At 68.1% G+C, this 12,188-nt stretch carries 10 protein-coding genes; 6 read left to right on the forward strand and 4 right to left on the reverse strand.

Annotated features, from left to right (window positions below; genetic code table 11):
- Positions 1–196: 196 nt before the first annotated feature.
- On the reverse strand, positions 197–2,683 hold the full coding sequence (locus CFP71_RS23630; protein WP_093936132.1) for a DNA gyrase/topoisomerase IV subunit A: 2,487 nt from the start codon (positions 2,681–2,683) through the stop codon (positions 197–199).
- Positions 2,684–2,712: 29 nt separating this feature from the next.
- Positions 2,713–4,764, reverse strand: a complete 2,052-nt coding sequence (locus tag CFP71_RS23635; RefSeq protein ID WP_093936133.1) for a DNA gyrase/topoisomerase IV subunit B — start codon at positions 4,762–4,764, stop codon at positions 2,713–2,715.
- 278 nt (positions 4,765–5,042) lie between these two features.
- On the opposite strand from CFP71_RS23635, the gene CFP71_RS23640 reads away from it, so the two are divergent.
- Positions 5,043–5,936, forward strand: a complete 894-nt coding sequence (locus CFP71_RS23640; protein WP_244199802.1) for a nucleotidyl cyclase domain-containing protein — start codon at positions 5,043–5,045, stop codon at positions 5,934–5,936.
- Here CFP71_RS23640 and CFP71_RS23645 read toward each other — a convergent pair.
- Positions 5,920–7,344 carry a glycoside hydrolase family 76 protein gene (locus CFP71_RS23645; RefSeq protein WP_093936135.1) on the reverse strand — a complete coding sequence of 475 codons (1,425 nt, stop codon included), beginning with the start codon at positions 7,342–7,344 and terminating at the stop codon, positions 5,920–5,922. The genes CFP71_RS23640 and CFP71_RS23645 overlap by 17 nt on opposite strands.
- A gap of 135 nt (positions 7,345–7,479) precedes the next feature.
- Between CFP71_RS23645 and CFP71_RS23650 the strand changes: the two genes are divergently transcribed.
- Entirely contained in the window at positions 7,480–8,574 is a 1,095-nt protein-coding gene (locus CFP71_RS23650) for an LLM class flavin-dependent oxidoreductase (RefSeq protein ID WP_093936136.1), read from the forward strand.
- The gene (locus CFP71_RS23655) at positions 8,571–9,152 is read left to right on the forward strand and encodes an FMN reductase (protein WP_093936137.1); all 582 of its coding nucleotides are present in this window, start codon (positions 8,571–8,573) and stop codon (positions 9,150–9,152) included. Before CFP71_RS23650 ends, CFP71_RS23655 begins: the two co-directional genes overlap by 4 nt.
- 151 nt (positions 9,153–9,303) lie before the next feature.
- On the opposite strand, the gene CFP71_RS23660 is transcribed toward CFP71_RS23655, so the two are convergent.
- A complete protein-coding gene (locus CFP71_RS23660) occupies positions 9,304–9,645 on the reverse strand; it encodes a YciI family protein (RefSeq protein WP_093936138.1) in 342 nt (113 codons plus the stop codon).
- Positions 9,646–9,799: 154 nt separating this feature from the next.
- Here CFP71_RS23660 and CFP71_RS23665 point away from each other — a divergent pair, with 154 nt between their 5' ends.
- From CFP71_RS23665 to CFP71_RS23675, 3 genes are all read left to right on the forward strand, one after another.
- On the forward strand, positions 9,800–10,213 hold the full coding sequence (locus CFP71_RS23665; RefSeq protein ID WP_093936139.1) for a PGPGW domain-containing protein: 414 nt from the start codon (positions 9,800–9,802) through the stop codon (positions 10,211–10,213).
- Positions 10,214–10,233: 20 nt separating this feature from the next.
- Entirely contained in the window at positions 10,234–10,908 is a 675-nt protein-coding gene (locus CFP71_RS23670; protein ID WP_093936140.1) for a TetR/AcrR family transcriptional regulator, read from the forward strand.
- A gap of 89 nt (positions 10,909–10,997) precedes the next feature.
- Complete coding sequence (locus CFP71_RS23675) at positions 10,998–11,855, forward strand: oxidoreductase (protein WP_093936141.1); 858 nt, start codon at positions 10,998–11,000, stop codon at positions 11,853–11,855.
- The last annotated feature ends 333 nt before the right edge of the window (positions 11,856–12,188 follow it).

A 12,188-nucleotide genomic window follows, 5' to 3' on the forward strand; every position in this document is an offset into this window, starting at 1 on the left:
GCCCAGACGGACGACACGTGTGATTGAGCGGACGACAAGCGTGCTTGGGGGCGGAACTCGCGTGTCTGGGGGCGGAACTCGCGTGCTTGGGGGCGGAACTCGCGGCGGGGTTCGCCGCGGGGGTGTTCCGGCTCCCAGCACGCGAGTTTCGTGCTCGAGCACGCGTGATCCGCCCCCAAGCACGCGTGGGACGGGGTCAGTCGCGTTCGATGAGGTGACCGACGACCTCGGGGCCCGGGTGGGCGTGGCCGGAGCCGTCGCGCCGCACGTCGACTTCCGGCAGTTCCACCGGGTCACCGGTGCGCGAGGCACCGGCCGGACGCGGGCCGATCCAGCCGACGACCAACCGCGTCTCACCCTTGAGGAACCGCTGTGCCCGGACACCGCCGGTCGCGCGACCCTTCGCCGGGTATTCGCTGAACGGCGTCACCTTCACGCTCGCGCCTGTCGCGGTGACGACCATCGGCTCGCCGTGTTCGGCGTCATCGGTCCGGATCGCGCCGAAGAAGACCACTTCCGCCTCGCCGCGTACGACGATGCCGGCCATGCCGCCGCCCTTGAGACCTTGCGGCCGCACCAGCGAAGCGGCGTAGCGCAGCAGTGACGCTTCGGACGACAGGAACGCCAGAGTCTCGTTGCCGTCGGTGAGCCAAGTGGCGCCGACGACCTCGTCGCCGTCCTTCAGGCTGATCACGTCGAACTCGTCCGAGCGGACCGGCCACTCCGGCGCGCACACCTTCACGACACCGTGTTTCGTGCCGAGCGCGAGACCCGGAGAGCCGGACGCCTGCTCGCCGAGCGGCGCCAGGCCGATGACGCGCTCGCCCTTCTCCAGCGGCACCAGTTCCTTCGCGGCCATCCCGCCGCGCAGCGACACGGTGCCCGCCTGCTCGGGCAGCACCGGCAGCGGCAGCACGTCGGTCTTGAACGCGCGGCCGCGGTTGGTCACCAGCAGCACCTGGCCGCGCGCGGTCGAGTGCACGACCGCGGACACCGAGTCGTGTTTGACGCGGCCGTTGCGGCGCCGCACTTCCGACGACTCCTCCGATTCCGCCGCCGTCCGCGCGACCAGCCCGGTGGCCGAAAGGATCACCTGGCACGGATCGTCGGCGACCTCCAGCGGACCCGACGGCTTCGACGCGGCGAGGACCTCCTTGAGGTCACCGTCGATCAGCGCGGTGCGGCGTTCGGTGGGGGAGTCCTTGGCGACCTTGGCCAGCTCGGCCGAGACGACCTTCTTCAGCACCGACTCGTCGTCGAGGATCTTCGACAGCTCGGCGATCTCGTCGCGCAGCTTGTCCTGCTCGGCTTCGAGCTCGATCCGGTCGTACTTCGTGAGCCGCCGCAGCGGGGTATCGAGGATGTACGTGGCCTGGATCTCCGAGAGCTTGAACCGCTTCATCAGGCCGTCCTTCGCGGCCGCGGCGTTCTCGCTCTCGCGGATCAGCTTGATCACCTTGTCGATGTTGAGCAGGGCGATCAGCAGACCGTCGACCAGGTGCAGGCGCTCTTCGCGCTTGCGGCGGCGGTAGCGCGTGCGGCGGGTGACGACCTCGTAGCGGTGGCTGAGGAAGACCTCCAGCAGCGCCTTGAGCCCCAGCGTCTGCGGCTGCCCGTCCACCAGCACCAGGTTGTTGATGCCGAACGACTGCTCCAGCGGCGTCAGCCGGTACAGATCCGCCAGCAGCGCCTGCGGGTTCACGCCGACCTTGCATTCGATGACCAGCCGCGTGCCGTTCTCACGGTCGGTGAGGTCCTTGACGTCGGCGATGCCGGTGAGCCGCTTGGACTTGTTGACCTCGTCGGTGATCTTCTCGATCACCTTCTCCGGGCCGACGCCGTACGGCAGTTCGGTGACGGTGATCGCCTGACGGCCGCGGCTGCCCTCCAGCGGACCGGTCTCGGCGCTGGCGCGCATGCGCACCACACCGCGGCCGGTCTCGTACGCGCGGCGGACCTCGTCCAGCCCCAGCAGTGAACCACCGGTCGGCAGATCCGGGCCCGGCACGAACTCCATCAGCTTGTCGAGGGTGGCGTTCGGGTGGTTGATCAGCCACCGCGCCGCCCCGATGACCTCGGTCAGGTTGTGCGGGATCATGTTGGTCGCCATCCCGACCGCGATCCCGGAAGTGCCGTTGACCAGCAGGTTCGGGAACGCGGCTGGCAGCACCGACGGCTCTTCGAGCGAACCGTCGTAGTTCGGCCGGAAGTCGACGGTGTCCTCGCCGAGTTCGCCGACCAGCAGCATCGCCTCCGGGGACAGCCGCGCCTCGGTGTACCGCGAGGCGGCCGGGCCGTCGTCGGGGGAGCCGAAGTTGCCGTGCCCGTCGACCAGCGGGACGTTGAGCGAGAAGTCCTGCGCGAGCCGGACCATGGCGTCGTAGATCGCCGTGTCGCCGTGCGGGTGGTACTTGCCCATCACGTCGCCGACCACGCGGGACGACTTCACGTACGCGTGCGTCGGCCGGTAGCCGTTCTCGTTCATCGAGTACATGATCCGGCGGTGCACCGGCTTCAGCCCGTCCCGCGCGTCCGGGAGCGCCCGCGAGTGGATGACCGAGTAGGCGTACTCCAGGTACGAATCCTCGATCTCCGTCTTCAGCGAGTTGTCGAAGACGTTCGCGCCGGGCTGGTCGAACGCTGACGGGTCGACCTTGGTGGTGGTGCCCTTACGGCGTGCCATTGCTCAAAGCTCCTTGAATAGCAACGAAATCAGGCGTCGATGGCTTCGCGGTCGACCCGGTCGGAGGATTCGACCAGCCAGTTGCGGCGTGGCTCGACCTTCTCGCCCATCAACAGCTCCAGTGCGTTCTCCGCGGCTTCGACGTCGTCGAGGGTGATCCGGCGGACCGAGCGGGTGGCGGGGTTCATCGTGGTGTCCCACAGTTCGTCGGCGTCCATCTCGCCGAGGCCCTTGAACCGCGGCACCGGGGTGACGATCTGCTTGCCCGCCCGCTCCAGCGCCGCGAACTTGGTCTCCATCTCCTTCTGGGTGAAGGTGAAGTGGGTCTCCGGGTTACGGCCCTTGGTGACCAGTTTGTGCAGCGGCGGCATCGCGGCGTACAGCCTGCCGTCCTCGATCACCGGCCGCATGTACTTGGCGAACAGCGTGATCAGCAACGTCCGGATGTGCGAACCGTCGACGTCCGCGTCGGCCATCAGGATCACCCGGCCGTAGCGCATGGTCGACAGGTCGAACGTGCGCCCGCTGCCCGCGCCGAGCACCTGCACGATCGAGGCGATCTCGGCGTTCTTCAAGGTGTCGCCGAGCGACGCCTTCTGGACGTTGAGGATCTTGCCGCGCAAGGGAAGCAGTGCCTGGTACTCCGACACGCGCGCCATCCGCGCCGAACCGAGCGCGCTGTCACCCTCGACGAGGAACAGCTCGCTGCGGGAGACGCCGGTGGTGCGGCAGTCGACCAGCTTCGGCGGCATGGCCGCGCCTTCGAGGGCGGTCTTGCGCCGAGCGGCGTCCTTCTGCTGCTTCTGGGTGAGCCGGACGCGTGCCGCGTCGACCACCTTCTGCAGCACGATCTTCGCCTCGGACTTGGTCTTGCGCTCCTCTGTCCAGGCGCGGATGTGCTTGTCGACGATGCCCTGGATGACGCGGGTGATGCCGGCGGTGGACAGCTCGTCCTTGGTCTGCGAGGTGAACTGCGGCTCCGGCAGCCGGACGTGGACGACCGCCGTCATGCCTTCGAGGACGTCCTCGACGGTCGGCATGTCTTCCTTGGGCTTCAGCAGCCCGCGGGTCTTGGAAATGGCGTCCTGTAAGGCTTTCAGCACCGCGCGATCGAAGCCGCGGCGGTGCGTGCCGCCGTGCACGTTGCGGATGGTGTTGGTGAAGCATTCCACCGTGCGCTCGTAGCCGGTGCCCCAGCGGAGCGCGACCTCGATCTCCGCGTGACGCTCCACATTGGACTGCATGACACCGCTGGCGTCGGCGGCGTTCTCCTTGTACGTGCCCTCGCCGTTGATGATCAGCGTGCCGCAGACGGGTTTTTCGCTGTCCGGGGCGAGGAAGTCGACCATGTCGGCGAGGCCGTTGGGGAAGTGGAAGGTCTCTTCGCTGATCGAGTCGTCGACGGCCGTGCGCAGCACGTACGTGACGCCGGGGACCAGGAACGCGGTGTTGCGCATCTTCGCGCGGACGCCCTCGACGTCGAGGGCGGCGCCGCTCTCGAAGTAGCGCGAGTCGTACCAGTATCGGATCGAGGTGCCGGAGCGCTCGCCGCGCTTCATCTTGCCGGTGACGTTCAGCCCGGACCGGCGGGTGAACTTGGCCTTCGGGCCGGGCCCGTCGAAGACGCCGGGCACGCCGTGCGCGAACGACATCTGGTGGACCTTGCCGCTCTGCTTCACCGTGACGTCGAAGCGGTGCGACAGCGCGTTCACCGCCGAAGCGCCGACGCCGTGCAGACCACCGGAGGTCTTGTAGCCGGATCCGCCGAACTTGCCGCCGGCGTGCAGCCTGGTCAGCACCAGCTCGACACCGGACAAACCGGATTTCGCGTGCGTGCCGGTGGGGATGCCACGGCCGTCGTCGTCGACCTGGACACTGCCGTCCGCGTGCAGGGTGACCACGATCTTCGCGGCGTGACCCGCCACACCTTCATCGGTCGAGTTGTCCACGACCTCGGAGAACAGGTGGTTGATACCGCGGCTGTCGGTGGAGCCGATGTACATCCCGGGGCGCTTGCGGACCGCTTCCAGACCCTCGAGATGCGTCAGGTCGTCGGCCCCGTACAGGGTCTCAGCAGTCACTGGGTACTTCTCCTGGAGTCGTGGCTCGCGAACTAGCTCGTGACGGTGGCGTTCAACGCGACACCGTACTGGAGGATATCCGTCCCCTCCGACAGCTTCCTCTTCCGAAGCCTCCGGTGTGGCGGACCACGCCGTCCCGGTGGCCGGGTCACGGCTGGGGAAAGCGACTTCCTCAAGGCTTGGATGAGGCGTTATCGTTTCCGGTGTCACAGGGTGACGGGGGGAAGAAGGTGGCCGTCGGAACCGGTCCCACGCGCGTCTCGACCGCACAACGCGTCGTGAGTCTCTGGTATTTCGTGGTGGTCATCGGCTCGCTCGGGCTGCTCGCGCCGCTACCGTTCGTGCACGCGGCGATCCGGCTGCGCCGCACGTTCGTGGTGCTGTACGTGTTCCTCTACGGCGGGGTCTCCTACGGGCTGCTCTACCTGCTCTCCCGCGAGGAGGCGGACGGTTCGGTCGAGACGGTCATGGCCCTCTCGTGGTTCTTCGGCACGATCCTGTTGATCACCGTGTCCTGCGTCCACCTCGCGCTGCTGCGGAAGAAGATCCTCTACCCGCCGCCGACGGCGTGGGTCGAGTCCGGCATGCACTGCGGGCTGTTCTCGATCGACATCGCCGGATTCGGCCAGGTCGGTCGCAGCAGCGAGATCTTCGTCCAGGTCCGGCGGATGCTCTTCGGCCTGCTGGCCAATGCCTTCGAGACCAGCGGGATCGCCTGGGAAGCCTGCCTGAAACGCGACACCGGGGACGGCATGATCGTCGTGGTCCCGCCGCATTTCCCGAAGTTCCGCCTGGTGTACCCGTTGGTCTCCCGGCTGACCGCCGAACTCGCCCGGCACAACGTCGTCACCGAGTCCGGCCTGCGGATCCGGGTGCGGGTGGCGATCCACGCCGGCGAGGTCACGCTCGACGAGTACGGCGTCACGGGGCGGCCGAAGGTGCTGCTCGCCCGGCTGCTCGATTCGCGGGTTCTGCGGGACGCGCTCGCGGAGGCGCCGGACGAGTCGCCCGTGGTGGTGCTCGTCTCGGACCGGTTCCACGAGGACGTCCAGGACCAGGGCGGCCCCGGTCTCGACACGATGAGCTACCGGCAGGTGCTCGTGCACGAGAAGGAGACCGAGGTCCGCGCCTGGCTGCACGTCCCGGATCCGGTGTTCAGAGCGCTGCCGTGAGGACCTCCAGCGCGCTGTGCTGCCGGGCGGCGTCGATCTTGTCGACCGGTCCCGCCCAGCGCAGGCCGTGCTGATCGAGCGACGTGCGGTTGTTCGCGATCGTCGCGTTCGCTTGGCGGGTCAGGTAAGCGCGGTACGGCCTGCCCGCCAGCGCGCGGTCCAGCTCGCCGAGGCCGCGGGCGTACGCGCCCTTGAACGACGGCCCGTCGGCGCCGCAGTCGCCGGACTCGCACGGGTCGCGCAGAATCCCGTTCGAGTGAAGCTGTGAGGTCGTGGTGGAGGCGTCCGCGAGCCGGCGGGCTCGGGTGAGCAGGGCGGCGTCACCGGTCGCGCGGTTCAATTCGACCAGCGCGCCGAGGACGATGCCCTGGTTGTAACTCCAGACGGCCTGCCCGTTGTTGACGCAGGAGGCGTTCAGCCCGTCGTTGACCAGGTCGCTCCCGTTGATCATGCCGCTCGCGCGGAACCAGTCCCAGACCTCGCGGGCCCGCGTGAGCTGGACCGTGTCGCCGGGGAGCCGGTTGTGCAGCGACGCGGCGACCTTGACGTACAGCTCGTTGGTGACGGCGTTCTTGTACGTCTTCGCGGTCGACCACCAGAGGCCGCCGCCGCAGGTCCCGTCGCGGTAGGAGTACATGTAGTCCGCCGCGATGACGGCGGTGTCGAGGTAGCGGCGGTCCTTGGTCAGGTCGTAGGCGCGGATCCAGGCCAGCGCCCACCAGCCGGTGTCGTCGATGTATTCGTTGGTGAAGTTGTTCCCGCGGTTGCGGTCGAAGGTGTTGCCGATGGCGTAGTGGTAGTTCCGCGAGCCGGTTCGGGTGCTGTAGTCGAGGATCGCGGTGAGCGCGTTGGCCGAGTTCCACCAGCCCGTGGTCTGCCAGAGGCCGGTGCCGTTGTCGTAGAACTGCATGAGCGCGGTGGCGGCGGCTTCGGCGCGGTCGTTCGCGGCGACCGTGGTGCGGAACCACGGCGTACAGGCGATTTCCGGCCGGTTGCCCGCCTTCCCGCAGGCTCGCAGGGCGCCGAAGCGGTGGGCGCCGGGATCGTCCACGTTGTACATGAGGGTTCGCCAGCCGCGTTGTCCGGCGGGGATCTTCGTGTCGCCGATGCGGCTGTCGCCGGACCAGGTGCGGCCGCCGTCGAAGGAGCGGTCGAGCCAGAGCTCGTCGCCGGGGTCGCCGTCGGCGATGCTGCCCCAGCCCATGTCGTCGCCGTCGGACAGGTGCAGCGTGATGCCGCGGCCCCAGACCGTCGCCGTACTGGATCTTCTGTCGCCGACGGCCAGCGCGGGATCGCGGCTGTCGCAGTACTTGGCGCAGATCGTCGCCGAGACGGTGGGTTCGGGAGTGGTGGTGGCCGGCGTGAGAGCGAATGTCAACGTTGTCACAAGCAGGGAAGCGATCCACATGGATCCGAGTGTGAGGGCGACCACTTTCCGGGCCGATCAAGTCACCCTTTCGGCCTGCGTCGATGGTCTGGAATACTTCTTGCGCGCGTGAGGTTGAACGCTCAAGCAACAACAACCCGGCTTAGGGAGCAGGTCATGCAGTTCGGAATCTTCACGGTGGGCGATGTGACGACCGACCCGACCACCGGGGAGGCGCCCAGCGAGTACGAGCGGATCAAGGCGATGGTGCGGATCGCGCTCAAGGCCGAAGAGGTCGGCCTCGACGTCTTCGCGACCGGCGAGCACCACAACCCGCCCTTCGTGCCTTCGTCGCCGACGACGATGCTCGGCTACATCGCCGCGCGGACGTCGAAACTCATCCTTTCCACCTCGACCACGCTGATCACCACGAACGACCCGGTGAAGATCGCCGAGGACTTCGCGATGCTGCAGCACCTCGCCGACGGCCGCGTAGACCTGATGATGGGCCGCGGCAACACCGGCCCGGTGTACCCGTGGTTCGGGCAGGACATCCGCCAGGGAATCCCCCTCGCGATCGAGAACTACCACCTGCTGCACCGGTTGTGGCGCGAGGACGTGGTCAGCTGGTCCGGCAAGTTCCGGACGCCGCTGCAGGAGTTCACCTCGACCCCGCGGCCGCTCGACGGTGTCCCGCCGTTCGTCTGGCACGGTTCGATCCGCAGCCCGGAGATCGCGGAACAGGCCGCCTACTACGGCGACGGGTTCTTCGCGAACCACATCTTCTGGCCGAAGGAGCACTTCCAGTCGCTCATCAACCTGTACCGCGAGCGGTACGAGCACTACGGGCACGGCAAGGCGGACCAGGCGATCGTCGGACTCGGCGGCCAGGTCTTCCTGCGGCCGAAGTCGCAGGACGCGGTGCGGGAATTCCGGCCGTACTTCGACAACGCGCCAGTGTACGGGCACGGGCCGTCGCTGGAGGAGTTCACCGAGCAGACGCCGCTGACCGTCGGCAGCCCGCAAGAGGTCATCGACAAGACGCTGAGCTTCCGCGAGCACTTCGGCGACTACCAGCGTCAGCTGTTCCTGATGGACCACGCCGGGCTGCCACTGAAGACCGTGCTGGAACAGCTCGACCTGCTGGGCGAGCACGTGATCCCGGTGCTGCGTAAGGAACTTGACGCGCTTCGCCCGGCGCACGTGCCTGAGGCTCCTACGCACGCTTCGCTTCTTTCGGCGGCTTCTGTGTCTTCGGAGGTGACGGTATGACGACGATCGCTGTCGTGACCGCGGGGTTGAGCCAGCCGTCTTCGACGCGGCTGCTCGCCGACAAACTCGCCGCGGCGGTTTCTTCCGCGCTGCCGGACGTGAAGATCGAGGTGGTCGAACTCCGCGACCTGGCCATCGACGTCACGAAGAACATGCTGACCGGGTTTCCTTCCCCGGCGCTGCGCGCGGCCATCGACACGGTGACCGCCGCGGACGGCCTGATCGCCGTGACACCGGTGTTCACCGCGTCGTACAGCGGGCTGTTCAAGTCGTTCTTCGACGTGCTGGACCAGAAGGCGCTCGACGGGAAGCCGGTGCTGATCGGCGCCACGGGCGGCACCGAACGGCACTCGCTGGTGCTCGACTTCGCGCTGCGCCCGCTCTTCGCCTACCTTCGCGCGGAGCCTGTCGCGACGGCGGTGTACGCCGCTTCGTCGGACTGGGCTTCTCCGGGGGATCTCGATACGCGGGCTTCGCGGGCGGGACGGGAGTTCGCCGCGCGGCTGTCGTCTTCGCCGGTCGCGCCGGTGAGCAGCGGGTTCGTGCCGTTCGAGCAGCTGCTGACCGGCGGGGAGTGAGCAAGGGACCTTTGCTATCACTTGCCTAGGGGTGCGCGGTGAAGGCGGGGGAAGGCCGTTGCTTGGCGCTCACTGATGTCATGAGGGGTCCCCTTGGGACGAAATTCGTCTCAAGGGGACCCCTCATGACACGACGTGCGGATCGGGGGCTTCAGGGGGTCGGCCAGATCGGCCGGATCTCGATGGTCGCGAACTTCGTGACCGGATGCTTCGCCGCGACCTCGATCGCCTCGTCGAGATCGGCGCAGTCGATCAAGTCGTAGCCGAGGATCTGTTCCTTCGTCTCCGCGAACGGCCCGTCCGAGACGAGCAGGTCGCCGTCGCGGTGGCGCACGGTGGTCGCGGTGGCCGCCGACCGGAGCCTGCTGCCGGACAGCCGCACCCCGCGAGCGGTCATCTCGTCGACCCAGGCCTGCGTCTTCTCGTCGAGCGGGACGTCGCTGTCGTCCGCGCCGGGGTAAGGGGTCCCGCAGATCAGCAACAGGTAGCGCATCAGTCCTCCATCGGCTCGGCTTCTTCGCCTGCGTTCCACCCAACGACGAACGACTTCCCCGGGAACCGACAGGCCCCGCGAAGAGTTTTCAGATCGGGCGAGACCAGCGCGTTCCCGGCACAATCGGGCAGAGGAACGACGGCGAGGAGTAGACGTGGGCATCGGAAAACCCGTGAAGCAGGTCCTGATCCTCATCGCGGGCGTCATCCTCCTGCTGGTCGGCATCGCGCTCCTCGTGCTGCCCGGGCCGGGTCTGCTGCTGGTGCTCGCGGGGCTGCTCGTGCTGGCTTCGGAGTTCCCGGCGGTGGAGAAATACGTCGACCCCATCCGCGACAGGGCGATGAAGGCGGCCGAGGACAGCGTTTCGTCTCCGCTGCGGATCGCGGGTTCCGTGCTGGCCGGGCTGTGCCTGCTCGCCGCGGGCGTCGTCTGGGGTCTCGTGCCCGGGCTGCCGCTCGCCGGCTGGAGCACCGGTTCGAGCCTGATCCTGTCCGGGCTCATCCTGTTCGCTCTGCTGATCTGGAGCTACAAGCGAGTGCAGGCCAAGAGGGCCGCGAACGCCGAATAACAGCCGGGTGGTCTGGTACCGTGCGGCGCGTGTCCCCCGACTTCCAGCGCGCCAGGCGGCCGGAACAGGTGGAAGCCCGGCGCACGGCGATCCTCGGGGTGGCGCGCGAACTCCTGGCCGAGCGGCCCGTCTCCCGGATCAGCCTGCGGGAACTGAGTGACCGCGTCGGCCTGGCGAAGTCGAACGTGCTGCGGTACTTCGACAGCCGCGAGGCGATTTTCCTGGAAGTCCTCGACTCGGTCTGGGTCGCGTGGCTCGACGAGCTCGAAGCCGAGCTGGACGCGCTCGGGGACCTTGATCACGAACGCGTCGCCGCCGTCATCGCGACGTCGATCTCGCGGCAGCGCCTGCTCTGCGAGCTGATCAGCACGATGGCCGCCGTGCTCGAACGCAACATCTCCGTGGAGACCGCCCGGACCTTCAAGACCCGGGCGGCCGAACGGACCGAACGGCTCGCCGAGGTCGTCCGCGCCCAGGTCCCGTTGGGCGCCGAAGCGGCCGGGCACTTCGCGAAGGCCGTCTTCATCCTCGTCGCGGGGCTGTGGCCTTACGCGAACCCGGGGGAGGCCGTGGCGACGGTCCTGGCCGAACGGGGAGCGCCCGCCGGCCGCGAGATGTTCGTCGACGGGCTGACCGAGGGACTGGCGAACCAGCTGGTCGGCCTCGCTGTTCGCGCAGGTCAGAGCCTCGGGTGACAGCAAAGGTCCCTTGCTCCCTTCCCGCACGAGCCGGACCGGCCGGAGCTGCTTAAGGTGAGCGGAACCCACTCGTACAAGGAGCGATCATGAGCCCAGGCGGCACCCACACCCTCGGCGATCTCACCGTGAGCCGGATGGGCTACGGCGCCATGCGGCTGTCCGGCCCCGGCATCTGGGGCCCGCCGGACGATCGCGACGCCGCGATCGCCGTCCTCCGCGAGGCCGTCGAGCTGGGCGTGACCCACATCGACACCAGCGACTTCTACGGCCCGCACACGACCAACGAGCTCATCCGCGAGGCACTGCACCCGTACGCGGACAGCCTGCACCTCGTCACGAAGGTCGGCGCGAAGCGGACTCCGGACAAGGGCTGGCCCGCGGCGCTCTCGCGTGAGGAGCTGACCTCCGCGGTCCACGACAACCTCCGCAACCTCGGCCTCGACGTGCTCGACGTCGTCAACCTGCGGCTCGCGGGGGAGCACGGGGTCTTCCCGATCCCGGTCTCGATCACGGAGCCGTTCGAGGTCCTCGCCGAGCTCCAGCAGCAGGGCTTGATCCGGCATCTCGGTCTCAGCCACGTTTCGGCGGAGCAGGTCAAGGAAGCCCGCTCGATCGCGCCGGTCGTCTGTGTGCAGAACGAGTACAACGTGGCGAACCGTGCCAACGACGGTCTTCTCGACGCGCTCGCGGCCATCAACATCCCGTTCGTGCCGTACTTCCCGCTCGGCGGGTTCACGCCGTTGCAGTCCGGTGTGCTCGACGACTGCGCCCGCCGGGTCGACGCGACGCCGATGCAGGTCGCGCTCGCGTGGCTGCTCCGGCGGTCGCCGAACATCCTGCTGATCCCGGGCACGTCGTCGGTGTCGCACCTGCGTGAGAACGTCGCCGCCGCGGACCTGGAACTGCCCGCGGACGTCGTCGCGGACCTCGACGCCCTCGCCTAGCGGTCCGTGAAGGCCTGAGGGTCAGGGCCCCGGCGAAGTCGCCTCTCCGCTGGTCAGGGAGGTTGTGAAAGCCACTTTCGCAACGTTGAAGGTTGCGAAAGTGGCTTTCGCGACATGGCGCACCCCGACACCGCACCCCTCGAGCCTTTCGGGCCACCTGGCCGTGACCGGTCCGGTCACGCGGGACTGTGTGGATTTCTGCGCGTCCAACGCACCAAAATCCACACAGTCGGTGCCCGAGGTCTGGTGCCACGCGGAGTCACTGGCCCGTTCCGCGGACACGCCACATTGCCCCTCAAGAGAACCCGAAACGCCACTCACGACCCGCTTACG

Origin of the sequence: Amycolatopsis thailandensis, from assembly GCF_002234405.1 — a bacterium.
GTDB classification, from domain to species: Bacteria; Actinomycetota; Actinomycetes; order Mycobacteriales; family Pseudonocardiaceae; genus Amycolatopsis; species Amycolatopsis thailandensis.